This is a genomic window from Phytohabitans flavus (assembly GCF_011764545.1).
Taxonomy (GTDB): Bacteria; Actinomycetota; Actinomycetes; order Mycobacteriales; family Micromonosporaceae; genus Phytohabitans; species Phytohabitans flavus.
On sequence record NZ_AP022870.1, the window covers coordinates 5,192,017 to 5,217,796 of the forward strand.

The following is a 25,780-nucleotide window of genomic DNA, read 5'->3' on the forward strand; positions in this document are numbered from 1 at the left end:
TACCATGATCTGCTTTCGCCGCCGCGAAAGGCGGGCATTTCGGTCGCGCTGGCCGCGTGGGTGGCCTGCGCCGCCCGAATCCCGCCGGAGGGAAAGGGTGTGAAGCGCGGAGGGTGAGGCCGCGGGAGCGACGGTCTGGACCACCGCGGACGTCGCGGTAGCTCAGATTCGAAATGCTGGCAGCCCACACGGTGTCAGGGTCAAGACGCCCGCGAGATGGGGGTGCGTGACGGAGAGATCCCACTAAGTTAGGCTTCCCTAACATGAGGGACGAGTCGCTCGCTGACCTGCTGGGAGGCAGGCGCGGGGCGGTGGACGCGACGGTACCGCCGCTCGCGTTCGTCGCTGGTTGGCTCGCGACCGGCCAGTCGCTGTGGGGCGGCGTGGTCGCCGCGCTCGTCGCCGGCGCCGCCGTGGCGGTGTGGCGGATGTCCCGTGGCGCCCGGCCCGGTGCCGCGTTCGTCGGGCTGCTGGCCGTCTGCGTGGCCGCGCTGATCGCGGTCCGCACCGGCCGCGCCGCCGACTTCTTCCTGCTCCAGCTCGTCTCGAACGCCGCCAGCGCCCTCGTCTGGGCGCTCAGCATCGCTCTGCGCTGGCCCCTGCTCGGCGTGATCGTCGGCGTGGTGCTGCGGCAGCGCACGAGGTGGCGGCGCGACCCGGACCTGCTGCGCGCCTACGGCCGGGCAAGCTGGATCTGGGTCCTCCAGTACGCGATCCGCCTCGCCGTCTTCCTCCCGCTCTACGCCGCCGACCAGGTCGCCGCGCTGGGCGTGGCCCGGGCCGCGCTGACCTGGCCGCTGATCGCCGCCTGCCTCGCGGTGAGCTGGTGGGTGATCCGCCGCTCGCTGCCCCCGGACCACCCGGGCCTGCGCCACCCGGTCACGCCCGCGCCGTCTGACGAGATCTCCGAGGCCCGCCAGAACACAAAGATTTGAGCTACCGCGACGTCCGCGGTGGTCCGGACCGTCGCTCCCGCGGCCTCACCCTCCGCGGTTCACAACCCTAAAATCTGGATCGTGGTCGACGAGCAGCCGCTTTCCGCGGACGAGATCCTGGACGTGGTGGACGAGCACGACGTGGTGGTCGGGCAGGCGCCGAGGCGGGAGGTGTACGCGAACCGGCTGCGCCACCGGGCTACCTTCGTGCTGGCCCGCGACCCGGACGGGCAGATCTTCGTGCATCGCCGGACCGCCCGGAAGCTCGTCTTCCCGTCGCTGTACGACATGTTCGTCGGCGGGGTCCTCGGCGCGGGCGAGACATACGACGCGGCCGCCCAGCGCGAGGCGGCCGAGGAGCTGGGCGTCGACGGACTGGCCGCGCCTACCCCGCTCTTCAAGTTCCTCTACGAGACACCGGCGCACACCTGGTGGTCGGCGGTCTACGAGGTACGGGTCGACGGGCCGGTGCGGCCGCAGCCGGAGGAGGTCGACTGGTATGCCTTCCTCCCCGAAGACGAGCTGCACCGGCGCCTGACCGAGTGGGAGTGGGTCCCGGACGGCTTCGAGGCCTACCGCCGGCTGCGGGAGTTCCGCAGCCAAAGTTAGGCAGCCGGGTGGAGCTTGTACGGGTCGTGCTCGACGAGCAGCTTGTCCAGGCGGGCCTGGTCGACGCGGGTGACCACCTCGGTGGTCTCCTGGTGGTCACGGATGCACTTGGCCAGTGTGAACGAGGACGTCACGACGTAGAGCAAGGCCAACGCGAGGAACGAGCGGATCCAGATGTCGACGGGCAGATAGACGATCGCGACGCACGCCGCGAAGAGTGAGACGCCGAACGAGAGCGCCGCCTGCACGAAGAACGCTGTGGTGGTCTTGCGCGGAACTGGAGCGGTCATGCTCTCGATACTCGCCGTGGCCGGCCGTCGTTTGTTGAGCACAGGTACTCAACATGGGACGGCGATAACGCTCAACTCTGCTGCCGGCTAGGCGTCGCGGCGGCGCAGCACCAGGTACCCGCCGAGCAGCGCGGCGACCGTCCACAGTGCCAGGAGTCCCAGCCCGCCCCACGCGCTGTAGTCGCGGGCCCAGCGCGGGTCGTCCTGGGGGCCGGCCAGGTGCATGACGACCCAGCCGGTCTGGTCCGGCAGAAACTGGGTTACCTTGCGGATCGCCGGGACGTTGCCGAGCCCCTGCGAGCCGAGAAAGAGCACCGGCAGCAGCCCGCCCAGCACCAGCGCGGTGTGCCGCACCATCGTCGCCACCCCGACCGTGAACACGCACATCAGCGTCAGGTAGATCCAGGCGCCGGCGCACGCTTCCAGGACCTCCGCCGAGGAAAGCCGCATCCGCGCCGCCACGACCGTGACCGGCACGGTCACCAGCGACACGCCGGCCGCCACCGCCGCGACGGCGGCCACCTTGGCGAGGAAGAAGCGGCGGCGGTCCGGGACCGCGGCGAGCGAGGCGCGGATGGTGCCGGAGGAGTACTCGCTGGTGACCGCCATCGCTCCGAACACGACCAGCGCCATCTGCCCGAGCGTCAGCGGCAGGAACGCGGCCATCAGCGGGTCGTACCCCTCCATGCGCTGGGCGTTGCGCAGGGTCAGCTCCAGCAGGAACGCCAGACCGGCGCTCACCACCACGAACGCCGCGAGCGTCCACGGCGTCGAGCGCACCGTACGCAACTTCGTCAGCTCCGCGGAAGCGAAAGAGATCACCGCGCACCTCCACCAGCGGTCAAGGAGAGGAAGCCGGCCTCCAGCGAGCCGTGCGACGCCACGAAGTCAGCGAGGGAGACGTCCGCCAGCAGGCGACCGCGATCGATCACCACCAGGTGGTCGGCGGTAAGCGACATCTCGCTCATCAGATGGCTGGAGACGAAGACCGTCCGGCCCTCCGCCGCCAGCCCGCGCAGCAGCCCCCGGATCCAGTGCACGCCCTCGGGGTCCAGGCCGTTGACCGGCTCGTCGAGCAGCAGTACCGGCGGGTCGCCGAGCAGCGCCGCCGCGATGCCGAGCCGCTGGGCCATGCCGAGCGACAGCGCCTTCGCCCGCCGCCGGCCCACGCCGCCCAACCCGACCAGCTCCAGGACCGACGAGACCCGGGACGCCGGTATCCCGTTCGTCTGGGCGAGCCACAGCAGGTGGTCGTACGCCCGGCGGCCGGCGTGCGTGGACTTCGCCTCCAGCAGCGCGCCCACCTTCGTCAACGGCCGGCGGAGGTCGCGGTAGCGAACGCCGTCGATCCGCACCTGCCCGCCCGTCGGATGGTCGAGGTCGAGCATCATCCGCATCGTCGTGGACTTGCCGGCGCCGTTCGGGCCGAGAAAGCCCGTCACCATCCCCGGCCGTACCGTGAACGACAGCCGGTCGACCGCGACCGTCCGCCCGTACCGCTTTTCCAGGTCCCGCACTTCAAGCACGGCAAGAACGCTAGGGGCGGTGCTGAGCGCGGGCAGTCGGCGAAAGTCGCGGGGTGGCGCCGACGAAGGTTGACGCACGTACCCTTCGGGCGTGGGCCGTCACCTCATCGCCGCCGGCGCCGTCGCTGCGGACATCGCGATCCTGGCCAGCGGCCGTCCCGGTCTGGCCTGGGTGGGCGTGCTGTTCGCGGCGGCCGCGCTCCTCGCGTACCGGATGCCACTTGCCGGCCTGGCCGCGGCGCTCGCGCTGAGCGCGGGCACCGGCCTGGCGTACCTGCTGATGCTCTGGACCGCCTTCCGCGCCGGGCGGGCCATCGGTGGCCGCCGGGACGCCCTTGCCGCCGTCGGGGTCGCGGGCGGCGGCCTCGCGCTGATCCTCGCCGTGAGCCGGCCGGATCCGCGTGGCATTCACCAGATCGCGCTGGCGCACCTGATCTTCGTGGTGCTGCCGCTGCTGATCGGCGGCTACCTCGCCCAGCAGGAGCGGCTCACGGCCGCGCTCGCCGACCAGGCCCGCCTCGCCGAGCGGCTGCGGATCGCGCGGGACATGCACGACTCGGTCGGCCGCCGGCTCAGCCTCGTCTCGATCCAGGCGGCCGCGCTGGAGGTTTCGGACCTGCCGCCGTCGCGAGCCGAGGCCGTCCGGCGGCTCGCCATCGCCGCGCGGGAGGCGATGGACGAGGTGTACGGGGTGGTCGGCGCCCTCCGCGACGCCCCCGACCCGGCGACGGTGGGGGCGCTGGTGGCCGAGTTCCGGACGGCTGGCGTTCCGGTGGAGCTGAGCGAGCGGGGCACCAGCCGGTCGCTGCCCGTGGCCGCCCGCGAGGCCGCCTACCGGGTGGTCGAGGAGGGCCTCACCAACGCCGCCAAGCACGCCCCCTCCCGCCCGGTCACCGTCGAGCTGGCCTGGGAGCGGCGGGCGCTGCGGGTCACGCTCATTAACCCCGCCTCGTCGGGGCCGGCCGCCGCGGCGGGTGCGGGCCGCGGGCTGCAAGGGCTGACCGAGCGGGTACGGCTCGCCGGCGGCCGCCTCCGCCACGACTCGGCGAACGGCACCTTCCGGCTCAGCGCCACGCTCCCCGTCGACCCGCCTCCGCCGCTGACCGCCCGCAAGCCGGTGCTCGTCGGCGCCGCCGCGGCGGTACTGCTCTTCCTGGTGCTGCCGGCGACGATGATGCTGGGTGTGGCGTGACAACACCCATCCGGGTACTCGTGGCCGACGACGAGCCGCTCATCGCCGCCGGTATCCGCACGGTCCTCGACTCGGCCGGCGACATCGAGGTGGTGGCCGAGGCGGGCAACGGGCGCGCGGCGGTCGAGGAGGCGGTCCGCCACCGTCCCGACGTCGCGCTGCTGGACATCCGCATGCCGCTGCTCGACGGGCTCGCGGCGGCCGAGGAGCTGCGCCGGCGCGCCCCGGAGGTACGCACGGTGGTGCTCACCTCGTACGGCGCCGAACCCAACGTGCTGCGCGCGATCCAGGGCGGCGCCTCCGGGTTCGTCCTCAAGAACTGCGCGCCCGACGAGCTGATCCGCGCGGTCCGGGCCGCGCACGGCGGCGAGGCGTACCTCTCCCCCGCCGTCACCCGCCTCGTCCTCGGCCTTGTCGCGCCCGCCGAGGCCGCTCGCCAGCGGGAGGCCGCCACCCGGCTGGCCGCGCTCGCCCCACGCGAGGCGGATGTGGCCCACCTTGTCGCGCAGGGGCGGTCCAACGCGGACATCGGTCGCCAGCTCGGCATGAGTGAGGCGAGCGTCAAGACGTACGTGAGCCGGCTGCTCACCAAGCTCGACTGCGCCAACCGGGTACAGGCCGCGCTGCTGGTGCGCGACGCCGGCATTCTGCCAACGGCAGAAGACCTGCGCTGACAGCGAAAGCCCGATCCCGTGGCGCTTTTGTGGACCTACGGTTGGTCGCATGAGTGATCAATCCCTCGACGACGCCATCTACAACCGGCTGCTCAAGGAGCGCATCATCTTCCTCGGCAGCGAGGTCAACGACGCGGTGGCCAATCGCATCTGCGCGCAGCTGCTGCTCCTGGCCGCCGAGGACCCCAAGAGCGACATCAACCTGTGGATCAACTCGCCCGGCGGCTCGGTGTACGCCGGCATGGCCATCTACGACACGATGCAGTTCATCGACAATGACGTGTCCACTGTGGCCATGGGCCTCGCCGGCTCGATGGGCCAGTTTCTGCTCTGCGCGGGCACGCCCGGCAAGCGGTACGCGCTGCCGCACGCACGCATCATCATGCACCAGCCCTCCGGCGGTATGGGCGGCACCGCGGCCGACATCGCGATCCAGGCCGAGCAGATGGTGTTCACGAAGAAGTCGCTGCTCGAAATGATCGCGCACCACACCGGCCAGACGTACGAGCAGATCGTCGAGGACGCCGACCGCGACAGGTGGTTCACCGCCGACGAGGCCCGGCTCTACGGCTTCATCGACAAGGTCATCACCGGCGCCAACCAGGTACCGGAAGGGGCCGGCACCCTCGGCTGACGCGCGCCCGCCGCCCTGTAGCAGAGTGTCGACCATGACTACCGCCCTGCGCGCCGGCATCGTGATCCTGGCTGACCAACGGTGGGCGACGGCGGCCGGCCGGTGGCGGCGTGCCGAGCAGTACGGCTTCGCGCACGCCTGGACGTACGACCACATCGGCTGGCGCGACCTCGTCGACGGACCCTGGTTCGACGCCGTCCCCACGCTGGCCGCCGCGGCCGGGGTGACCTCGCACATCCGGCTCGGCACGATGGTGGCCTCGCCCAACTTCCGGCACCCGGTGCACTTCGCCCGCGAGGTGACCGCGCTGGACGACATCTCCGGCGGCCGCCTGACGCTCGGCGTGGGGGCGGGCGGCGTGGCCGGCTTCGACAACGCCGTGCTCGGCGGCGAGGCGTTGCCGCCACGGGCGCGGGTGGACAGGTTCACGGAGTTCCTGGAGATCCTCGATCCGCTGCTGCGCGACGAGGCGGTCACCTATCGCGGCCGGTACTACACGGCGGTCGACGCCCGCGGTACGCCCGGCTCTTTCCAGTCACCCCGGGTACCGCTTGTCGTGGCTGGGCTGGGCCCGAGGTCGATGCGGCTGGCCGCACGGTACGGGGCCGGCTGGGTCACCACGGTCGGACGCATGGACTCGCTCGACGCCTGGTGGCGCGCGGCCCGCGAATCCATGTCCCGCTTCGCGGAGGTACTGGCGGCGGCGGGGCGCGAGCTGTCCACAGTGGACCGCTACCTCTCGCTCGACGCCGCCCCGCGGTTCTCGCTGTCCAGCGCCGCCTACTACGCGGAAGCGCTCGGCCGGGCCGCCGAGTACGGATTCACGGACGTGCTGTCGCACTGGCCGCGGGCGGACAGCTGGTACGCCGGCGACGAGGCCGTGCTGGACGAGGTCGCGGAGACGGTGCTCCCGACCCTCAAGGGATAGGAGCGGCGGACTGGCGCAGGCGCGCCGCCCGCGGGATGGGGCGGTTGAGCAGGCGCATGCCGGGGACCTCTACCCACCGGTGCAGGGCGTAGGCCGCGCCGTACGACACGAGCAGCAGCGCGGCGACGATGCCCAGCGCGGGCCACAGCGACCACGGCCCGCGCAGTTCCAGCAGCTCCACGGCCGTGACGATGACCGTGAGGTGGACCAGGAAGAAGGCGTACGAGACCTCGCCGAGGTGCACCACCACCGGGTGGCGCCAGGGTGACCGGTCGCCGCGCAGGTCGGCCAGCGCGGCGGCCGGGATGAGCAGGGCGGTGCCGACGATGATCGCGGCGGTGTCCCGCGTCACGGCGGGCGCCAAGCCGACGGCCAGGTAGTTGGCCACGAAGATGGCGGTGGCCACGCGCAGGCCGGGGCCGCGCCACGCGTTCAGCAGCACAAGCCGGGCGAGCACGATGCCGAGGGCGAACTCGGTCATGCGGGTGACCGGGAAGACGTACACGAACCAGCGCTGGTGCTCGGGCACCACCACCGTCGCGCCGGCGATCCACGGCATCGACCAGGTCAGGGCGATCAGGACCAAGCCGATCGGGTACAGGGCGGCGGGCTGGAGGCGGCGCAGCGCTGCGTGCAGCAGTGGGAAGCAGAGGTAGAAGAACATCTCGCAGGCCAGCGACCAGCCCACGGGGTTGATGCCCAGGTAGACGAACTCCTGCGTGTACCAGCCGTGCAGCAGTACCGCGCTGGCGCCCAGCGGCTCCCAGAAGATCGGCGGTATGCGGTCGGTCACGTACAGCGAGCCGACCGCGAGGGCCAGCGCGACGAGGTACGCCGGGTAGATGCGGGCCACCCTGCCCTGCCAGAAGCGCAGCGGCCCGCGGTCGGGGCGAGCGGACCAGGCCAGCACGAAGCCCGACAGCACGAAGAAGAACGAGACGCCCAGATCGCCGGCGTCGAAGAGGAACTGGGCGGCGCGGCGGACAGCGGGGTCGGCGAGCGGGACGAGCGAATACGCGTGGAGCCCGAAGACCCCGAACGCTGCCGCGAAGCGCAGTCCGGTCAGCGAGGGCAGTCGGGACACAACGCGCGACTCTACCGGCGGGATCCGCGCCGGGCATGGCAGACGGGCACAGCCGGCACGCCGGGGAAAATAGTGGGAGAGGCCGCCACGGGGGAAGCGGCCTCTCCAAGCACTAGGTTACCCCGCTTCTGGCGTTCGTGGGGGGCGGCCTTCTGAGTGACTGATCAGTTGTCGGTTGCCCGACAAACGGACCCGGACCTGCCCTGTCGGGCATCCCGCGAGGTGGCCAGAGTGGCTAGAGTGACCAGCCGAAGACTCCATAGACATGCCACGGCGGCGGACGGGAGGGCCGTTAAGCGTGTTTGACAGGAGCACGCCCATCGCCGTGGTCAGGCGGCTCGGCCGGGAGTATGGCTGGGTGGCGGCCGCGGTCGGGCTGGGCGCGCTGGTGCTGATCTGCTCGGTGCCGTTCGTCACCGGGGTGGGGACAAACTGGATCTCCGGCGACCCGTTCGCCGCCCCGCCGAGAGTCGCGCCTACGGCGGGCAGCACGCCGTCGCCCGTACAAGAAGAGGCTGCTGGACCGCCGACCAGCGCCGCGCCCACCGCGACGCCCTCGCCCTCCCGCACGCCGGCCGAAGCCGGCACCCAGCCTCGGCCCGCGACCCGCACGACCACGACGGCGCCTCCTGCCCCGCGCACGACGGCGCCGCCGCCCGCCGCGGCGCCCAAGGCACCTGTCGCGCTGGGCCCGGAGGGCGGCGCGATGGGGTTGTGGCAGATGCTGCGCGACCGCTGCCGGAGCCTTCACCGGGATGCAGATGCGCGGCTGCGCAACTGGACGGGCCCGGCGGAGAACAACTGGGAGTGCAAACGGCAGGGGAGCCAGCGGAGCGAGCTCATCGACATGCAGGCCGCCTGCCGGAGCAAGTACGGAAGCGTGGCGTTCGCGCAGTTCTCCAACGGTCGCGACGCCTTCTCGTGGCACTGCTTCAAGCGCTGATCCCCCGGTAACCATCCACAATGGAGCCGGGCGAGTGGCAACTTGTGCCACCCGCCCGGAAGTCTTTGTGGGGTGGTGGGCCGACCGGACCGCTGCGTTGGCCAGTCCGGCCGGCCCACCACTTGGCTGGCCTGACCGTGGGAATCAGGCCGCCGCTTGGCCTGACCGTGGGGATTCAGGCCGTATTTCCGGCTCGATTGTGGGGATCGAGCCGCTTTGGTGACCCGGGTAGGGGGAAGGAGAGAACCCCTACCCGGGCCGGGAATGCTGTCGGGTCAGGCCCCGATCAGCCGGTCGTAGTCGTGCAGTGCCATGGCGACGTCGACCTGCGCCCAGAAGCGGTGGTAGGTGAACGTCGGTGCCGCACCACCGTTCAGGTACGCCTGCACCTTCGGCCACTCCGGGTCGTTGCGCAGGAACGACCGGATGCTGATGAAGCTGCTGTTGGAGTTGATCTGGTCGCCGTTGGGCATGGTGCCTGTGTAGCCCGGCGGGACGTAGAGGCCCTGGCCGGTCGAGCTGTTGTACGTGTCGTCGAACCGGTTGTAGTCGGCCCGGGTCTCCGGCACCGAGACGCCGCGCGTGTCCTTGCGGGCGAGCAGGGCGTCGAGCAGGGCCTTGGCCGTGGTACGGGCCTGCGCGTGGTTGGCCTTGGCGCCGTAGTAGATCAGCGTCCGGGCGTACGCGCCGGTCACGCCGACGTCCTGCGTGTGGTCCACGACGGACACGTGCAGGCCGCTGTTGTTGACCGAGGTGGTGCCGCTCGTCCAGTTGCCGCCGGGCTGGCCGGTCCAGCTCAGCGTCGACGGGACCTGGTACGTGGTACCGCTGACCGTCGTGTTGGCGATGGCCCAGGTGACCCACTTGTCCAGCAGCGCCTTCGCCTGCGCGTTGCCGGTCTCGTAGTAGTACTCCGCGACGCGCTCCATGCTCCACGCCTGGAAGCCGAACCACTGGTTCGACGGCGGGTCGTGGTAAACGGGCTTGTCGTCGTAGACCATGCCGTAGAACGTCGGGCGGCCGGCCGGGCGGGCGCTGTAGTCGCCGTTCCAGCTGTTTGTCGCGCCACCGGCGATGGCACCCTCAGCGGACTGGAGCCAGGTGTAGAACTGGATCTGCCGGGTGAGGCTGGTCGCCCAGTCGGTCTGCGCGGACGCGGACCGCGGGATCAGCTCGGGGGTGGTGGACAGCGCCCAGGCCGCGAAGGGGTTCTGGTAGCCGCCGTGGTTGTGGCTGGAGCCGATCCGCCAGGCCCAGGAGCTGCTGCCCTGCGGGCCACCCCACGCGGAGTACCAGGAGAGCAGGTACGCCGCGCTGCTCTTGCCGGTGCCCGCGGTGCAGGTCGGCGAGGCGCAGCCGGGGTTCTTGAAGTACTTGTCGTACATCGAGTACCGCAGGTAGTCACCCATCTGGGCGGCCTTGGTGATGGTGGCCGAGATGCTGGCCTGGTTGCCCTGCTCCTTGGCCCACTTGAGCGCCCAGTACGCGGCCTGCACAGCGCGCGCGTCGGCGTCGGGGGCGCTGGTGTAGCGCCACTGCTGCGTGTACGACGAGTCACCGATGAAGATCGGCAGGTACCCGCCGTTGCCCTGGCGCCCGAAGTTGAACGTCTCGCACGACGGGTGCGGGACGGTCTCGAAGACGCCCTCCTGCGGGCCGCGCTGGTAGGTGTTGATGTACGCCGGCCGCGTGGTGCGGTCGCCGCACCGGCCGTAGCCGTACACGTTGTCGACGTCGAGCAGCCAGTGCATCTGGTACATGCGGTTGTTGCCGTACGTCTGGGTCAGCTCGTTGTACAGCGGGTCCTGACCCACGCTGATCGTGGAGTCCAGCTTGCCGCCCTGCTGCGGGTACAGGTCGGGACGGTTCGCCTCGGGCGCGTAGTCGGCCGGGTCGTTCGGGTTGTAGCCGCCCTGCGTCTCGGTCGGGATGATGTACCGCTCCATGACGCCCCAGGCGTTGTTGAACGGCGTCCAGTTGCCAGTGGAGCGGCCGTACATCGCCTCGAGGAAGAGCCAGTAGCTGAACGCCTCGGACGTGGTCTCGTGACCGTGGTCGGGCGCCTCGACGAGCAGCGTCTCCACCGAGTGGTACGGGACGCCCTCGGCGCTGAAGTACCCGTTCGCCGGAGCCTTGATCTTGTTGTACAGCTCGAGGAACTCCGCGCCGTACTGGCCCGGCGGCGTGGTGTTCTCGTCGTCCGTCACGGTCACCGCGGTCTGGGACGAGGTGTAGTTCGTCGCGCTCGCCGTGATCGTGGCGGTGTCGTTGGTGGCGTCCGCGTCCTGGGCCGCGTTCACCGGCACGTTGACGCCGGCGCTCCAGTTGGCCGAGGTGAGCGTCACGCTTGTAGCGCCGAGCGTGACGTCCGCGTCGCCGGTCTTGGCCAGGGTGACCGGTACGCTGCCGGTCGGCGCGGCGCTGAGCCGTACGTTCAGCTGCGAGCTGCTGCCTTCGGCGACGCTGAGCGTGGCCGGGGTGACGATGCTCGCCTGGCCGGTACCGGTGACCGTGAAGGCGCGCTCGGCCGTGGCGGTCAGCGCCGGGGTGGCGTTGTCGTACGCCCTGGCCTGCACCGTGTACGAGCCGGCGGGCAGGCCGGTCATCTGGTAGCTGTACGGCGCGGTGGTGTCCTCGTTGACGAGGAGGCCGTTGCGGTAGAACTCGACCTTGCTGATCGAGCCGTCGACGTCGCTGGCGTTGGCACTCACCGTGACGTTGGCCGGCGCGTTGAACGTGGCGCCGGCGGCGGGGCTGGTGAGCGAGACGGTGGGCGCCTGGTTGGCCGCGCCGTTGCAGGCGGTGCCGTTGATCGTGAAGGCGGTCGGCTTCGCGTTGGTGCCCGAGTACGAGCCGTTGAAGCCGATCGAGACCGAGGCGCCGGTGGCCAGGTTGCCGTTCCAGGGCATGTTGGTGGCGGTGACGTTGGCGCCGGACTGCGTCCAGTTCGCCGACCAGCCCTGGGTGACGCGCTGGTTGCCGGGGAAGGCGAACCCGAGGTTCCAGCTCGTCAGCGGGTCACCGATATTGCGGATGGTGACGCTGGCGGTGAACCCGGTGTTCCAGTCGTTGGTCGTATAGACCACGTCGCAGGCGGTCGCGGCGTAGGCCATGCCGGCCGGCACGCCCACCATCCCTCCCGCGACCAATGCGCCCGTGGCGACCATCGCCAACCGGCGTTTTCTTGCGGTGAGCTTCATTGTGGAGTGTCTCCTCGCGGACCAAGCCGAGCGAGCTCGGGTGGCGCCTTCTACGCGATCGTGTGAGAGCGGGCGCGCAGGGCGGAAGGCGCCTGTGGTGACGTGGGGCGTCCCGTCCCGGACCGGGGTGATCCGTTAACAACCAGGCGCCGGTTTCCTGAGTCGGATGCCCTCGGCGGCCCGCGGCGCGCGGTGTCGGCTCCCTCACGCGACGCTTCGACAGTCTTGCATGGGAGCGCTCCCGCAGCAAGTGGGGGCGTTTTCGTCTTCGCTCCCTTGTGGTCAAACAGGCCCTGACCTGCCGATCTAGCGGCACTGCGGGGTTTCGCCGTCATTGGCTAGGTGTTTCGATCTTGTTTTGGGTCTTTCACAAAGCCGTAACGGGTACTACAGTTCAGCCAACGTCGATGGGAGCGCTTCCATTGATGTCGATGCAAGTAAGCGGGGGACAACACTACAGGGACACCGCCGGCACCATCGGCGGTCCCACAACCGCTCAGCCGCAGAGCTGGCGGCGGGCCAGCCCGGACTCCGCCGCCAGCGTCTCACCCCCGGTCGAGAGGAGGTGGAACCAGAGCCACTCGCGTGGCCCGGCTCCCGCGCGACATGCGAGCGAGGAGGGAAGATCCTCGCGCGCGTGTGTAACTGATGGTGGGGACGGGGGTTGCCCTCCCCGTCCCCACACCCACTCTCATTGACGATAAACCCCACCGCCCAACTGGGGTAATCGGTCGTCGGGACAGGCGAGATGCGCCCGACCGGTCGACCGGCGCGCTTTGGCGCGCACGGAGGTCCTGAACTCCACCCACCCCCCAGCCCCGCCTCCGCCCGGCACGCTCGGCACCGATGCGCCGCGAGCGGCTGCCACGCGCCGCATGCATCCGACGACGGTCCGCGCGCGGACCTGGTCGAGGCGGCCCACCCGGACCTGAGCGGGCGGGCAGGCCCTGGCCGCGGCGATATGGACGAACCTTCGGCCAGATCGCCACCCGATCACCCCATTTCCATCCGCCGCGATCCGGGTTAGCCTTGGGAGCGCTCCCAGACCAAGGGGATGGGCCACCACCGAGGAGACCCGAACATGTCCGTACCGACCAGGACCACCGCTGGCGCTACCCCGACCGCTGACTCGGCCAGATCGGCCCTGCTCAACGGCGTCGAGCCCGACGATCTGTCCCGGGACCCAGCGGCCGACACTCCGCTCGGCCTGGCGTTTCCGGATGGCTTCGGGTGGGGGGCCGCGACGTCGGCGTACCAGATCGAAGGGGCGGCCAAGGACGACGGCCGTGGTGAGTCGGTGTGGGACACGTTCAGCCACACGCCGGGTCGCACCAAGAACGGCGACACCGGCGACGTCGCGATCGACCACTACCACCGGTACGCCGAGGACCTCGACCTGATGAGGGAGCTGGGCCTGCACTCGTACCGGTTCTCCATCTCCTGGTCGCGCGTCCAGGCCGACGGCACGGGCGCGCCCAACCAGCGCGGCCTCGACTTCTACCGCCGCCTCGTCGACGGGCTGCTGGAGCGAAACATCGAGCCGCTGGCCACGCTTTACCACTGGGACACCCCGCAGGCGCTACAGGACCGGGGCGGCTGGGAGTCGCGCGACACCGCCTACCGGTTCGCCGAGTACGCCGAGCACGTCTACGCCGCCCTCGGTGACGTGGTGCCGGTGTGGATCACCATCAACGAGCCCAAGACCGTCGTGCAGAACGGGTACATCACGGGCCACCACGCGCCCGGCAAGCGCGACGAGCCGCTCGCCTACCAGGTCGCCCACCACCTCCAGCTCGGCCACGGCCTCGCGGTGCAGGCGCTGCGCGCCACCGGCAGCTCGGCGCGGATCGGCCCGGCCTTCAACCTGCACCCCTGCTACCCCGCCGACGACACGGCCGCGGCGGCCGCCGCCACCCGCCTCTACGACGGGTACGAAAACCGCCTCTACCTCGACTCGGCACTGCGCGGCCACTACCCCGCGGACGTGCTCGCCGACCAGGGGCCGGACAGCCCGCTGGCCCGCTCGATCCGGGACGGTGACCTGGCCATCATCTCCGCGCCGGTCGACCTGCTCGCCGTGCAGTACTACACGCCCTACTACGTGACCGGCGAAGGCAGCACCGAGCAGCGGCACGCGACGTCGGAGGCGTTCTGGCAGCAGATCTACCCCGACGGCATGTACGACATCCTGACCCGGGTCACCCGCGACTACGGCCCGCTGCCGCTCACCGTCACCGAAAACGGGCTGCCCTGCCCCGACGTGCTCGGCCCGAGGACGACATCAACGACGTGGAGCGGGTCGCGTTCCTGCGCGACCACTTCGCCGCCGCGCACCGGGCGATCGCCGACGGGGTGCCGCTGGAGAGCTACCACGTGTGGTCCCTTTTGGACAATTTCGAGTGGGACCAGGGCTACGAGGAGCGGTGGGGCCTGGTGTACGTCGACTACGCCACCCAGCGACGCATCCTCAAGCGCAGTGCCCTCTGGTACAAGCGGGTTATCGCCGACAACACTGTTTGAATGCGGGACAGTCTCACGAAGCGGCGGGTCAGCGAGGACGAGCTGGCCCGCCTCGTGGCACGCGCGCTCCATTGTGGACAGTATGGCACCGCCCGAGGTCGCCGCGCTGCGCGGCCAGATCGCCGGGATCACCGCCCGCCTGCACACGATCACCGGCAGCCGGTACGGGTACCCGCTGCGCGGCAGTCGTAGCTGGCAGTCGAGCTGGCGGGGCGCGTTCGGCGCGATGGTCGAGGACCTGATGGCCGATGCCGCCCGCCTCGACAAGCCCCTGCCCGCGCCACCGGAGCGGATCGGCGCGCTGATGCGGCGGCACGCTGACGTGCTGGACGAGGTGACCCGGCCGGCGTTGGTCCACTTTGACCTGTGGGACGGCAACGTCTTCGTCGAGCGAGGGCCGGACGGTTGGCGGGTCACCGGGCTGATCGACGGCGAGCGGGCCTTCTGGGGCGACCCGATCGCCGAGCTCGTCTCGCTGGCGCTGCTGCGCGAGCCGGAGCCGGAGCTGCTGGCCGGGGTCGAGCTGAGCGGGGGCGTGCTGCGGCGGCTCGACCTCTACCGCACGTACCTCTACGTGATCATGGCGATCGAGGGCGCGACCCGCGGCTGGTACGACGCGGAGCGGGTCACGTTCGAGACATGGCTCGCCGAACGTATCGAGGCACAGTTGGCGTTGCTCTGAGGATCGACCAAACTGGTCGCCATGACGTTCGCCCCGGGGCTGCTCCTGCACGACCGGTACGCCATCGTCGAACAGATCGGCGTCGGTGGGATGTCCGAGGTCTGGCTCGCCGTTGACCAGGTGCTCGACCGCCCGGTCGCGGTCAAGGCACTGACCGCCACGCTGGACGACGAGCCTGATCTGTTCGCGGCGACCTGGCGCGAGGCAAGGGCGACGGCAAAGCTCACGCACCCGCACATCACCCAGGTCTACGACTACGGAGAGCAACGGCTCGACGACGGCACGGTCGTTCCGTACCTCGTGATGGAGCTGCTCGACGGCCGCAACCTCGCCGACCGTCTGACGTCCGGCCCTCTCCCCTGGCCCGAGGCGGTCCGCACCGCCGCGCAGGTGGCCAGCGGCCTGGCCGCGGCGCACCGGGGGGCGTGGTGCACCGCGACGTCAAGCCCGGCAACGTGATGCTCACCCCGACCGGCGCCAAGGTGCTCGACTTCGGCATTGCCACGCTGGCCGGCTCCCGGCCCGAGGGCGACGGCGGTTGGCTGATCGGCACCCCGGCGTACGCGGCACCCGAGCGGCTCGACGCCGGCCCGCCCGACCCAGCCGCCGACGTGTACGCGCTGGGCGCGCTCCTCTACGAGGCACTCACCGGCCGGCCGCCGCTGCCGGTGGCGACCTGGGAAGAGGCGGAGGAGGCACACCGGCGTCCGTCGTCGGTGGCCCCGCCCTCGGTGCCCGGCCTGCCGTCCGCCGTGGCCGCGTTGGTGCTGGCCTGCCTCTCCCACGCCCCCGACCGCCGCCCACGCGCACAGGAGGTGGCCGACGCCCTGGATGCGGCCGCCCCCTCGGTCGCCCCGGCCGACGCCCGCGCGGGCGATGCCCGCCGCCCGGCCACCCGCTATACGCGGGGCGTCGCGTCGGCGGCGCCTTCGGTTGGGCCGCGCACGGCAGTGGGCCGCCCGCTACCGCCCGCGCCGCGGAGCAGACCAGGCGCGCGGGTCGAGGGGCAGCGCCGCGGCCTGCACCCCATCCTCATGATCATGACGGCACTGCTGCTGGCCGGCGGACTGACCGTGGCCGCACTCGCCTCGTTCGCACCGTCGGACAACTCCGGCGGCGCCGCCGGTGGCCCACCCGGCGGCGCCCCGGCCCGCACCACGCCGCCGCGCACCACCGCCCCGCCCACACCATCCCCGGCCGACCTTGTCGCGCAGGTCGACGAGACGCTGGAACGCGCGATCGCTGACGGCCGCATCGACGAAGACGCCGCCGACGACCTGCGCGACGGCGTAGACGACATGCGGGAAAGCCTGGAGGACGACGACCCCGAGGAGCTCCGCGACGCAGCGGCCGACCTGCTGGAGCAGATCAACGACTTCAACGAGGGCTCGGTCGCGCAGGAGGCCCGCTTCGACCTCACGCTGGCACTCGACCCGTTGCTCCGCAACAGCTGATCTGGGCCTGTGACAACCGGCAGACACGGCGACGACCACGAACACTTCCTTGATCGGCCGGGATGCCCGCGGGCTCGCCGGGATTTGTGAACGTTTACCGTTGCCAGGGCAACGGAAAATGCACCCAAAGGCTCGGTTCCCCGGTCCGCTTCAGTTGCGGACCGTATGCTCCCGCGGGCACCGCGCAGGTCGGCGGCTCGCTAGCGCTCGCCGAGATCCCCGACCTCCGCTGCCGGGTCCGCGGTCCAAGCCCAACCCCTGGGGTTACTCATTTCCGCGAATTCCCAACCTGGGCGCGGCCGCGCCCAGGTTGGGCTTGTAGCGCGGAGCCGGCGGCGAAAGGTCGTGGTCGGCCGACCGCGGCCCGGGGTGAGCTTGCCAACCGCGAAGGGTGAGGCCGCGGGAGCAACGGTCTGGACCACGACGGGCATCGCGGTAGCTCGGGTCTGCCTCTTGGATCTGATCGTCCACATGGATCCGGGCGTTGCTGGACGACGCTTAAACTACATAGGTAGGCTAAGGGCGTGGAAGCGCTCGGGAGGATCGGTAAGGCGACCGTCGACGTGCTCGGGGTGCTGCTGGACGGCGACGGGCCGCGCTGGGGGTTGGAGATCATCAAGCTGACCGGGCGGCCGTCCGGCAGTGTGTATCCCCTGCTGGAGCGGCTTGAGCGGGCCGGCTGGGTCGCCTCGCACTGGGAGGACGACAGCGACCGGCGCGGGCCGCGGCGGCGGATGTACCTGCTGACCGCCGAGGGGGCCGCCGAAGCCCGGCGCGTCCTGGCCCGTGCCGCGGCCGCCAAGGCGACGTGGCGGCCTACCGGTTCGCCGCGGGAGGCCCGATGAGGATCGCGCTCCTCGTCGTGCGGTGCGCCGCCGCACTTCTGCCCGACCGCACGCGGCGCGACCGCTACCGGGAGCAGTGGGAGGCCGACGTGCGCGGGGCGGCCGAGCTTGAGTTGTCGCCGCTGCGGCTGGCCTTGGGAATGGCCGGCGCCGCGGTGCTCATCACGTTCACCTCGACGAAAGGAACCCGCATGACACCGATCGGTCCCCTGGCCCTCGCGATGCGCCTCGTCGGTGGCGACGTCCGCCGCCGGGCCGCCGCCCTCGCCGCACTCTCCGCCCTCGCCCTGGCCGGCGGCCTGCTGCTACTGATCACCGGCTGACCCCGCGCGGATAGCGACCGCGCCGGCGCAGGCGAGGCTCAGGCGGTTACCGCGGCCTTGAGGTCGTCGGCGCGGTCCGTGTTCTCCCAGGTCAGGTCGGGCACCTCGCGGCCGAAGTGGCCGTAAGCCGCGGTCTGCCGGTAGATCGGGCGCAACAGGTGCAGATCGCGGATGATCGCGGCCGGGCGCAGGTCGAAGACCTCGTGGATGGCCTTCTCGATGCGCTCCACCGGCACCGCCTCCGTGCCGAACGTCTCCACGAAGAGGCTCACCGGGTGGGCCTTGCCGATCGCGTACGCCACCTGGGCCTCGACCCGCTCGGCAAGGCCCGCCGCCACGACGTTCTTCGCGACCCACCGCATCGCGTACGCGGCGGAACGGTCAACCTTGGACGGATCCTTGCCCGAGAACGCGCCGCCGCCGTGCCGCGCGTACCCGCCGTACGTGTCGACGATGATCTTCCGGCCGGTCAGTCCCGCGTCGCCCATCGGGCCACCGATCTCGAAGCGGCCGGTCGGGTTGACCAGCAGCCGGTAGCCCTCGGTCTCCAGGCCCAGGCCCTCCAGCTCCGGGGCGATCACCTGGTCGCGCACGTCCGGTGTCAGCAGCGACTCCAGCGAGATGTCCGGCGCGTGCTGGCTCGAGACGACCACCGTGTCCAGGCGCACCGGGCGCAGCCCGTCGTACTCGATCGTCACCTGGGTCTTGCCGTCCGGCCGCAGGTACGGGATCGTGCCGTCCTTGCGCACCGCCGACAGCCGGCGCGCGAGGCGGTGGGCCAGCGCGATCGGCAGCGGCATCAGCTCCGGCGTCTCCGAGCAGGCGAAGCCGAACATCATGCCCTGGTCACCGGCACCCTGCGCGTCCAGCGCGCTCTCCGAGCCCTCGGCGCGCAGCTCGAACGCGTTGTCCACGCCCTGCGCGATGTCCGGCGACTGCGAGCCGATGCTGATGCTCACGCCGCAGGAAGCGCCGTCGAAGCCCTTCTTCGACGAGTCGTACCCGATCCCCAGGATCGTCTCGCGCACGATCGTGGGGATGTCCGCGTACGCCTGCGTGGTGACCTCACCGGCGACATGGACCTGACCGGTCGTGATCAACGTCTCCACCGCGACCCGGCTCCGTGGGTCCTGGGCGAGCAGGGCATCCAGGACCCCGTCACTGATCTGGTCAGCGATCTTGTCCGGGTGGCCCTCCGTGACCGACTCGGACGTGAACAAACGACGCGCCACGACACCATCCCCTTGCTCAGAGCTTTATCCGAGCGTAGAGGCCCATGCCGCGGCACGAGACGCGATCCGTGCGCTACCGGGGCAGCGCCTGCTGAAGCTCCGCGCGCAGTGCCGGCGTCAGCATCTCACCGGCCTGTTTGGCCAGCCGCGCCATCTCGTAGCCCACCACCCCGATGTCGGCGTCACCCGCGGCGAGGGTGGCCAGGATCGAGCCGTCCCGGACCGCCATCACCAGGAAGTAGCCCCGGCCCAGCTCCACCACGGTCTGCTTGACCACGTCGTTGTCGAACATCTGTGCCGCGCCGGTGGTGATGCTCATCAGACCCGAGGTCACGGCGGCCAGCTTGTCGGCGTGGTCGCGGGGCAGATGGTCGGAGACCGCGATGAGAAGGCCGTCGGAGGAGACGACAATCGCATGAGCCACGCCAGGCGTGCGTTCGGCGAACGCGCTGACCAGCCAGCTCAGATCACGGGCATCTTGACTGAGCTCACTCACGGTTGTTTCGCCTCCTGCTCGATCGTTCGCATCACGTCGTCGCTGTCCTCCGCTTCGGCCCGGCGGACACCGCTGTAGTACTGGGAAAGCATGTTGCCCACGGCCTCGGGGTCCGGCTCCACCCGCGAGGTCGGTACCGACGCCGGCCGCGGCTCGTCGCCGACGGGCGGAAGCTGCGCCATCGGTACGCGCAGCGGCAGGCCGTTGGCCATCGTGCCCCCGATGACGGGTACGGACGGCGGGGTCGGGCCGCCGGGACCGGTGGTGGCCGGCGGGGTGGCGGGTGCGCCGTTGAGCCCGCCCGAGCGGCCACCGCCTTGGCGCGACCACCACGTGCTGCCGGTCTCGGTCGCGGTGGCGCCGACGGACTTGAGCACGTCCTCGGCGCGGGTCGGCGCGTGCCGGACGCGGGTCACGGCGCGCAGCTCGGCGGCCGGCAGGGCCGGGAGCGCGGGTGCGTGTACCCGTACCGGTGCCGGGCTCGCCGGCGCGGCGGCCAGGCGCAGCTCGCGGGCGACCGAGTCGGGTACGGCGGCAACCGCGGCGAGCGCCGGGCGGGCGGCCGGCTCGGGCAGCGCGCGAGCGGGCGGGGCCGGCGCGAGCAGGCTCGGGGGCAGCCAGACCGTGGCGACGATGCCGCGCTCGGCGGCGACGAGCCGCACCCGGATCGAGTGCCGCGCGGCCAGGTGGCTGACCACGAAAAGGCCCATCCGCTCGGAGGCGGCGACGTCGGCGGCGGGCGGCTCGGCGAGCAGCGCGTTTGCCTCCTCCACCGCCGTCTCGCTCATGCCGAGGCCCTCGTCGACGATTTCCACCGAGGCGGTACGGCCGCTGGCCGAGCGGGTGGTCATCCTCACCTGGGTGAACGGCGCGGAGAAGTTCGTCGCGTTCTCCAGCAGCTCGGCGAGCAGGTGGACGACGTCGGCGACGGCGTGGCCGATCACGTACAGGTTGTCGACGGCCTCGTGCCGTACCCGCGGGTACTGCTCGATCTCGGCGGCGGCGGCCATGGCCACGGTGGAGAGCGCGACCGGCTCGTTCCACCGGCGGCTGGACTCGGTACCGGCGAGGACCAGCAGGCTCTCGTCGTTCCGGCGCATGCGGGCGGCGAGGTGGTCGAGCTTGAAGAGGTTGGCGAGCTGGTCCGGGTCGCCCTCCTCGCGCTCCAGCTCGTCGAGGAGCTCGAGCTGCCGCTCGACGAGCACCTGGCTGCGGCGGGCCAGGTTGACGAACATCGCGTTGACGTTGCGCCGCATGACCGCCTGCTCGACGGCGAGCTCGACCGCGCTGCGGTGTACGGCGACGAACGCCTCGGCCACCTCGCCCACCTCGTCCATCGAGCGCACTGCCGAGGGTGGGACTTCGATCTTGGGTACACCGTGGCCGACCCCGCGCAGCCGTTCGATCGCGTCGGGCAGCTCGTCCTGGGCGACGTGCAGCGCGTGGCGGCGCAGCTCGCGCAGGGAACTGGCCACGGACCGACCGATCAGGACCGAGATGACCAGGGCGATCAGGAGTACGGCGAGCACCGAGCCGGCGACCAGCAGCGTCCGCCGCAGCTGGTCGGCACTGCGGTCACCGGCCACCTTCACCGCGTCGGCGAGCACACCGGACTCGACCTGGCGGAGCAGGTCGTGCCGGTCCTGGCTCAGCGACCACCAGCGGAACGGCTCGAGCACCTTCGCGTCGCCGCTACCCGTGGCGATCGTGGTCTGCTCCATCGCGACCGCGGCGCCGAACTTGGGGTCGGCCGCGGCCTGCTCGTACCGCAGGACCTGCTCGGTGGTGGCCGCGACCCGGAAGTCGGCGAGCGCGGTGAGCTGCTGTGCCCGCAGGTCGGTCAGCTCGACCTGGTCGGTGGGGCCGTACGCGCCGGCGCTGCCGGCCGCGAACAGGCGGGCGCGCAGTCGGGAGCCGATCTCCTTGATCCGGGCCAGCTCGACGTACCGCAGCACCATCTCGGTGAGCTCGGGCCGCTCGACACCGGGCGTGGGCTGGGCCAGCAGGGTGAGGAGCGTGTCGATCGTGCGGCTGTAGTTGCCGATCACGGTGTCCGCGCCAACCGCGCCGCTGGCCGCCGCGCCGCGGAGCGTGGACAGGTCGTCGACCGCGTCGCGGGCCCGCTTCAAGGCGATCTGCCAAGCGGCGTCACCCCGGCGAGCGAATCGGCCGCCTCGCGGAAGTCGGCGGCGGAGCGGTCCACCGACACGTAGTACTGCCGGATGTCCGCGGTGACCTCGTTGGCGCTCGTCTTCTTGGCTTGCAGCGCGGCAAGGTTGCCGGCGGTACGGTCGCGCTCGCTCTGTAGGTCGTGGACGAGCGTGGTGACCTGCTGGCCGAGCGCCACCTGGTCGGCGAACTCGTCGAGCACCGTGGCCTGGCCGACCAGCGCGCCGGTCTGCACGCCGGCGACCACCATAAATGCCACCGAAGGGATGACGAGCACCATCGCGAGCTTGGTGCGCATTCGCCAATCCCGGACCCGCAACCGCGAACGCCGCCGATGTGGGATAACCCGGACATCGAGCCGCCTGCGGTGTCGCGGAACCGTCCGGTCCGACGGCTCCGGGGCAGCAGCGACCACGCCTCCCCCTTACCTCGTACCCGGCCTGCCGAGGAGCGGAGTCCATCCAATCAGGCACGGGAGCCGTGTCAACGCCACGACCAGCGACAAGTTCACGAACGATACAGCGGCTGACCGGATCTTGCCGGTACCGCCGAGGGGGGCTCCTCCATCCGGACGATGGCGTCCGGGTCAGCGACCCGCCGGAGCCGCCGGGATCAGGCCGGCGGCGAGCAGCGCGGCCCCCACGGCGCCCACCTCCGGGTTGTCCACATGGCGTACCGTCCGCGGCGCCAGGGCTACCTGGAACGCGCGGCGCCACCACGGTTGGGCCGCCATCGCGCCGCCGCCCAGCACGACCTCGGTGGCGCCGTCCACAGTGGACTCCAGAGTGGCCAGGTCACGCGCGACCATTTCGCACACACCGTCCATCAGCCCGGCGAAGATCTCGGCCGGCGTGGTCGAGAAGGACAGCCCGGACAGCGCGCCAGCACCGGAGGGCGCGGTACCGGGTGGACGGTCGCCGCCGAGCCGCGGATCGGCCCGCACCTCGGTCTTCCCCGGTGCGATCGGGGCCAGCGCCTGCTCCAGCGCCTCGCCGAGGGGCAGTTGGAGCGTCTTCTTGGCCCAGGCGAAGAGGTTGCCGCCGGCTGAGTACGCCGCGCCGGTCACGATCCGCTCGTGGTCCACCCGGTAACGCCACACCAAGGCGGGCAGCGGGGGCAGCGGCGCGCCCGGCGGCACCGGCTGTACCAGGCGGACCGCGGCCGACGTGCCGACCGTGACCGCGGCGTGGCTCGGCTCGAAGCAGCCGGTGCCCACGTTGGACGCGGCGCCGTCGCCGACCGGTGGCGTCCAGGGCACGACCGCGAGGGCGGGCCAGCGGCGGGCGTACTCAGGGCGCAGTCGCCCCAGCCAGCCGGCCGGCGCCAGCGGCGGCACCTCGGCCCGGGTGACGCCGGCGATGGCCAGCGCTTCGTCGTCCCAGTCGAGCGCGGCCAGGTCGAGCATGCCGGTGCCGGAGGCCTGGGACACCGACATCGGCGCCTCGGTGAGCAGCGCGCCGAGCACGTACTCGGGCAGCCCGGTGAACAGGAACAGCCCTGGCCCGGCGCTCGCCCGCAGCCAGGGCAGCTTGACCGTCCAGTAGAAGCGGTGCCACCACGCGCCGGTGCGCTGGTGGAACGCGTCCGGGTCGGCTGGCCCGGTGACGCCCGGCGGCGGCGTGGGGCGGGTGTCGAGCCAGGTGACCAGCGGCCCGAGCGGTACGCCGGACTTGTCGAGCGGTACCACCGAGTGCCACAGGGAGGACACGGCCACCAGCCGCACGCCGTCGAGGTGCCCGGCCGCGGCCAGCTCGTCCACGCAGTCGATCAGCGCGGTCAGGTACGCCGTCGCGTCGAGCGTGGCCGCGCCGCTGTCGTCGACCGCCACCTCCACAGACCGGCGGGCCAGTGCCCCGGCCACCGGGACCGCCGCGTCGTCCAGCACGAGTCCGCGTACCGACGACGTGCCGAGGTCAAGCGCGAGAATGCTCATCGCCGCCACCGTATCTGTATCTACCGAAACCCCGACGTGTAAACTCCCGCACATGTCCGCGCGCCTGAATTCCTGGTGGCGCCGCCAACCCGGCGGCCCGACCACCCGCGCGTAGCTGATACCCACGCGGCCGCCACATAAGGCGGCCACGGCGTGATGTCAGAAAGCTCGAGCATTCCGACGCACCGGTTGTCCGCCCGAGGCGGCCCCCGGACCGGAGGAATGTACGGATGGATCTTCTGACCCTGCTCGACCCGGCTCAACCACGCCCTTTCGCGCTGCTGCGTCGCGAGGGCGCGGCGCATATCGAGATCTTCACCGGCGACCTGACCAGCGTCGACCGGCTCGCCGACATCCCTTTGCCGGCCGGGCACCAGGGCCCGGCCACGCTCGCGCTGGTGCCGTACCGGCAGATCACCGAACGCGGTTTCGCCTGCGTCGACGACGGCACGCCCCTGGAGTGCCTGGCCATCCGCTCGTACGGTGAGGTGCCGCTCGCCGCCGCGCTGGCCCTGCTGCCGGACACGCCCGAGGTGGCCAGGGACGGCGGTTTCGACATCTCCGACGAGGAGTACGCGGCGACGGTCGGCGCCGTACTGCGGGACGAGATCGGCCATGGCGAGGGGGCCAACTTCGTCATCCACCGCACGTTCACCGCCACGGTCGACGAGCCGCTGCGGGCCGCGCTCGCCGCGTTCCGGCGGCTGCTTGTCGCAGAGCGCGGGGCTTACTGGACGTTCCTCGTGCACACCGGTACCCGCACGCTTGTCGGCGCCACCCCGAGCGGCACGTCAGCGTCGAGGACGGCCTGGTGATGATGAACCCGATCAGCGGCACATTCCGCCACCCGGACGGTCCCGCCGAGCGGGAGGCGCTGCTGGAGTTCCTGGCCGACCCCAAGGAGATCGACGAGCTGTACATGGTGCTCGACGAGGAGCTCAAGATGATGGCCACCGTCGCCGACCACGGTGGCCAGGTCGTCGGCCCGTACCTGAAGGAGATGGCGCATCTCACCCACACCGAGTACCTGCTGGCCGGGCGGGGCTCGCGGGATGTGCGGGAGGTGCTGCGCGAGACGATGTTCGCGCCGACGGTCACCGGCAGCCCGATCGAGAACGCGTTCCGGGTGATCGCCCGCCACGAGGGGCGGGGGCGGCGGTACTACGCGGGCGTGCTCGCGCTGCTCGGCCACGACGCCGACGGCCGGCAGACGCTGGACGCGCCGATCCTCATCCGCACCGCGGAGATCACCCCCGACGGGGTGCTGCGGGTGCCGGTGGGCGCCACGCTGGTACGCCACTCGACTGCCGAGGGCGAGGTCGCCGAGACGCACACCAAGGCGGCGGGTGTGCTCGCGGCGCTGGGTCTGCGGCCGGCGGCGGCACCGCGTCCCTCCGGCGAGTCGGGGGTACAGCTGTCGGCCGACCCGGACGTGCGGGCCGCGCTGACCGCACGCAACGAGCGGCTGGCCCGCTTCTGGCTGGACGAGCGGGGCCCGGTGGCGATCCCGGCGACGGCTCGGCGGGCGCTGATCGTGGACGCCGAAGACACGTTCACCGGCATGCTGGCGCACCAGATGCGGTGGCTGGGGCACGACGTCACGCGGCGGCCGTGGACCGACCCCGGCTCGCTGGAGGAGTTCGACCTCGTCGTGGCCGGCCCGGGTCCGGGCGACCCGACCTCCCCGACGACGTCAAGATGCGCGCGATGCGGGCGGTGATCACCGCGCGGCTGCGCAGCGGGCGGCCACTGCTCGCGGTCTGCCTCGGCCACCAGCTGCTGTGCGGGCTGCTCGGGCTTGACCTGCACCGGCGGGACGCGCCGTACCAGGGGCTCCAGCGCGAGGTGGACCTCTTCGGCCGGACGCGGCGGGTGGGCTTCTACTCCACGTTCACCGCGCTGTCGCCGGTCGGCGCGCTGACCACGCCGTACGGGCCGATCGAGCTGGCCCGCGACCCGGCGGACGGCGCGGTGCACGCGATGCGGGGGGCGGCGTTCGCGGGCGTGCAGTTCCACCCGAGTCGGTACTGAGCCAGGACGGGCTCGCGGTGCTGGCGGATCTGCTGCAAGCATTGACGGAGGTACCTTCCGTCCATTAGACAGGTAATCTA

At 71.5% G+C, this 25,780-nt stretch carries 22 protein-coding genes and 2 pseudogenes; 14 read left to right on the forward strand and 10 right to left on the reverse strand.

The genetic code is table 11. The features are described from left to right. The first annotated feature begins 263 nt into the window (after positions 1-263). Both Pflav_RS22620 and Pflav_RS22625 read left to right on the forward strand, forming a co-directional pair. Complete coding sequence (locus Pflav_RS22620) at positions 264-935, forward strand: DUF3159 domain-containing protein (RefSeq protein WP_173038004.1); 672 nt, start codon at positions 264-266, stop codon at positions 933-935. An 81-nt stretch (positions 936-1,016) separates the two neighbouring features. Beyond that, positions 1,017-1,544, forward strand: coding sequence for an NUDIX domain-containing protein (locus Pflav_RS22625; protein WP_173038006.1), 528 nt, complete (start codon positions 1,017-1,019; stop codon positions 1,542-1,544). On the opposite strand, the gene Pflav_RS22630 is transcribed toward Pflav_RS22625, so the two are convergent. The 3 genes from Pflav_RS22630 to Pflav_RS22640 form a co-directional block, all read right to left on the reverse strand. Beyond that, on the reverse strand, positions 1,541-1,834 hold the full coding sequence (locus tag Pflav_RS22630) for a YiaA/YiaB family inner membrane protein (protein ID WP_173038007.1): 294 nt from the start codon (positions 1,832-1,834) through the stop codon (positions 1,541-1,543). The two genes, Pflav_RS22625 and Pflav_RS22630, sit on opposite strands and share 4 nt — an antisense overlap. An 87-nt stretch (positions 1,835-1,921) precedes the next feature. Next, the gene (locus Pflav_RS22635) at positions 1,922-2,656 is read right to left on the reverse strand and encodes an ABC transporter permease (RefSeq protein WP_173038008.1); all 735 of its coding nucleotides are present in this window, start codon (positions 2,654-2,656) and stop codon (positions 1,922-1,924) included. Further along, positions 2,653-3,360, reverse strand: a complete 708-nt coding sequence (locus Pflav_RS22640; RefSeq protein WP_173038009.1) for an ABC transporter ATP-binding protein — start codon at positions 3,358-3,360, stop codon at positions 2,653-2,655. Before Pflav_RS22640 ends, Pflav_RS22635 begins: the two co-directional genes overlap by 4 nt. A gap of 91 nt (positions 3,361-3,451) precedes the next feature. On the opposite strand from Pflav_RS22640, the gene Pflav_RS22645 reads away from it, so the two are divergent. Genes Pflav_RS22645 through Pflav_RS22660 form a run of 4 tightly spaced genes read left to right on the forward strand, consistent with a single transcriptional unit; the run spans position 3,452 to position 6,788 of the window. Next, positions 3,452-4,552, forward strand: coding sequence for a sensor histidine kinase (locus tag Pflav_RS22645; protein WP_173038010.1), 1,101 nt, complete (start codon positions 3,452-3,454; stop codon positions 4,550-4,552). Next, entirely contained in the window at positions 4,549-5,226 is a 678-nt protein-coding gene (locus Pflav_RS22650) for a response regulator (RefSeq protein ID WP_173038011.1), read from the forward strand. The genes Pflav_RS22645 and Pflav_RS22650 overlap by 4 nt, the downstream gene beginning before the upstream one ends. Positions 5,227-5,275: 49 nt before the next feature. Next, the gene (locus Pflav_RS22655) at positions 5,276-5,860 is read left to right on the forward strand and encodes an ATP-dependent Clp protease proteolytic subunit (protein ID WP_173038012.1); all 585 of its coding nucleotides are present in this window, start codon (positions 5,276-5,278) and stop codon (positions 5,858-5,860) included. 34 nt (positions 5,861-5,894) lie between these two features. Further along, positions 5,895-6,788 (forward strand): LLM class flavin-dependent oxidoreductase, encoded by an 894-nt coding sequence (locus Pflav_RS22660; protein WP_173038013.1) that lies wholly within the window; start codon positions 5,895-5,897, stop codon positions 6,786-6,788. Here Pflav_RS22660 and Pflav_RS22665 read toward each other — a convergent pair. Further along, complete coding sequence (locus Pflav_RS22665) at positions 6,778-7,872, reverse strand: acyltransferase family protein (protein ID WP_173038014.1); 1,095 nt, start codon at positions 7,870-7,872, stop codon at positions 6,778-6,780. The two genes, Pflav_RS22660 and Pflav_RS22665, sit on opposite strands and share 11 nt — an antisense overlap. A 298-nt stretch (positions 7,873-8,170) precedes the next feature. Here Pflav_RS22665 and Pflav_RS22670 point away from each other — a divergent pair, with 298 nt between their 5' ends. After that, positions 8,171-8,815, forward strand: coding sequence for a hypothetical protein (locus tag Pflav_RS22670; protein ID WP_173038016.1), 645 nt, complete (start codon positions 8,171-8,173; stop codon positions 8,813-8,815). A 275-nt stretch (positions 8,816-9,090) separates the two neighbouring features. On the opposite strand, the gene Pflav_RS22675 is transcribed toward Pflav_RS22670, so the two are convergent. Beyond that, on the reverse strand, positions 9,091-12,015 hold the full coding sequence (locus tag Pflav_RS22675) for a glycoside hydrolase family 48 protein (RefSeq protein WP_173038017.1): 2,925 nt from the start codon (positions 12,013-12,015) through the stop codon (positions 9,091-9,093). Between the two features lie 1,081 nt (positions 12,016-13,096). Here Pflav_RS22675 and Pflav_RS22680 point away from each other — a divergent pair. From Pflav_RS22680 to Pflav_RS22705, 6 genes and pseudogenes are all read left to right on the forward strand, one after another. Continuing rightward, a pseudogene (locus Pflav_RS22680) lies at positions 13,097-14,535 on the forward strand (GH1 family beta-glucosidase). 82 nt (positions 14,536-14,617) lie between these two features. Next, complete coding sequence (locus Pflav_RS22685) at positions 14,618-15,217, forward strand: phosphotransferase family protein (protein ID WP_173038018.1); 600 nt, start codon at positions 14,618-14,620, stop codon at positions 15,215-15,217. Between the two features lie 21 nt (positions 15,218-15,238). Further along, positions 15,239-15,676 (forward strand): serine/threonine-protein kinase, encoded by a 438-nt coding sequence (locus Pflav_RS47575; RefSeq protein WP_173038019.1) that lies wholly within the window; start codon positions 15,239-15,241, stop codon positions 15,674-15,676. Then, positions 15,643-16,671: a protein kinase domain-containing protein gene (locus Pflav_RS22695; RefSeq protein WP_269474531.1), complete on the forward strand. Its 1,029-nt coding sequence runs from the start codon at positions 15,643-15,645 to the stop codon at positions 16,669-16,671. Before Pflav_RS47575 ends, Pflav_RS22695 begins: the two co-directional genes overlap by 34 nt. A gap of 524 nt (positions 16,672-17,195) precedes the next feature. Beyond that, complete coding sequence (locus Pflav_RS22700; RefSeq protein ID WP_173038021.1) at positions 17,196-17,516, forward strand: PadR family transcriptional regulator; 321 nt, start codon at positions 17,196-17,198, stop codon at positions 17,514-17,516. Next, positions 17,513-17,839, forward strand: coding sequence for a hypothetical protein (locus Pflav_RS22705; protein WP_173038022.1), 327 nt, complete (start codon positions 17,513-17,515; stop codon positions 17,837-17,839). The genes Pflav_RS22700 and Pflav_RS22705 overlap by 4 nt, the downstream gene beginning before the upstream one ends. A gap of 38 nt (positions 17,840-17,877) precedes the next feature. Here Pflav_RS22705 and metK read toward each other — a convergent pair whose 3' ends face one another. The 5 genes from metK to Pflav_RS22725 form a co-directional block, all read right to left on the reverse strand. Further along, on the reverse strand, positions 17,878-19,071 hold the full coding sequence (gene metK, locus Pflav_RS22710) for a methionine adenosyltransferase (RefSeq protein WP_173038024.1): 1,194 nt from the start codon (positions 19,069-19,071) through the stop codon (positions 17,878-17,880). A 73-nt stretch (positions 19,072-19,144) separates the two neighbouring features. Then, positions 19,145-19,567, reverse strand: coding sequence for a roadblock/LC7 domain-containing protein (locus Pflav_RS22715; protein WP_173038026.1), 423 nt, complete (start codon positions 19,565-19,567; stop codon positions 19,145-19,147). Beyond that, entirely contained in the window at positions 19,564-21,696 is a 2,133-nt protein-coding gene (locus Pflav_RS22720) for a sensor histidine kinase (protein WP_232071775.1), read from the reverse strand. Before Pflav_RS22720 ends, Pflav_RS22715 begins: the two co-directional genes overlap by 4 nt. Beyond that, entirely contained in the window at positions 21,693-22,034 is a 342-nt protein-coding gene (locus Pflav_RS46060; protein ID WP_232071777.1) for a hypothetical protein, read from the reverse strand. Before Pflav_RS46060 ends, Pflav_RS22720 begins: the two co-directional genes overlap by 4 nt. Positions 22,035-22,322: 288 nt before the next feature. Beyond that, entirely contained in the window at positions 22,323-23,669 is a 1,347-nt protein-coding gene (locus Pflav_RS22725) for an FGGY family carbohydrate kinase (protein ID WP_173038027.1), read from the reverse strand. Positions 23,670-23,899: 230 nt separating this feature from the next. Between Pflav_RS22725 and Pflav_RS22730 the strand changes: the two are divergent. Beyond that, positions 23,900-25,768 (forward strand): annotated as a pseudogene (locus Pflav_RS22730) (chorismate-binding protein). Positions 25,769-25,780: the final 12 nt, after the last annotated feature.

Coding starts and splice junctions, on each gene's coding strand:
- Pflav_RS22620 (WP_173038004.1), top strand. CDS start 264: ATGAGGGACGAGTCGCTCGCTGACCTGCTGGGAGGCAGGCGCGGGGCG.
- Pflav_RS22630 (WP_173038007.1), bottom strand. CDS start 1,834: ATGACCGCTCCAGTTCCGCGCAAGACCACCACAGCGTTCTTCGTGCAG.
- Pflav_RS22655 (WP_173038012.1), top strand. CDS start 5,276: ATGAGTGATCAATCCCTCGACGACGCCATCTACAACCGGCTGCTCAAG.
- Pflav_RS22660 (WP_173038013.1), top strand. CDS start 5,895: ATGACTACCGCCCTGCGCGCCGGCATCGTGATCCTGGCTGACCAACGG.
- Pflav_RS22675 (WP_173038017.1), bottom strand. CDS start 12,015: ATGAAGCTCACCGCAAGAAAACGCCGGTTGGCGATGGTCGCCACGGGC.
- Pflav_RS22685 (WP_173038018.1), top strand. CDS start 14,618: ATGGCACCGCCCGAGGTCGCCGCGCTGCGCGGCCAGATCGCCGGGATC.
- Pflav_RS47575 (WP_173038019.1), top strand. CDS start 15,239: ATGACGTTCGCCCCGGGGCTGCTCCTGCACGACCGGTACGCCATCGTC.
- Pflav_RS22705 (WP_173038022.1), top strand. CDS start 17,513: ATGAGGATCGCGCTCCTCGTCGTGCGGTGCGCCGCCGCACTTCTGCCC.
- Pflav_RS46060 (WP_232071777.1), bottom strand. CDS start 22,034: ATGCGCACCAAGCTCGCGATGGTGCTCGTCATCCCTTCGGTGGCATTT.
- Pflav_RS22725 (WP_173038027.1), bottom strand. CDS start 23,669: ATGAGCATTCTCGCGCTTGACCTCGGCACGTCGTCGGTACGCGGACTC.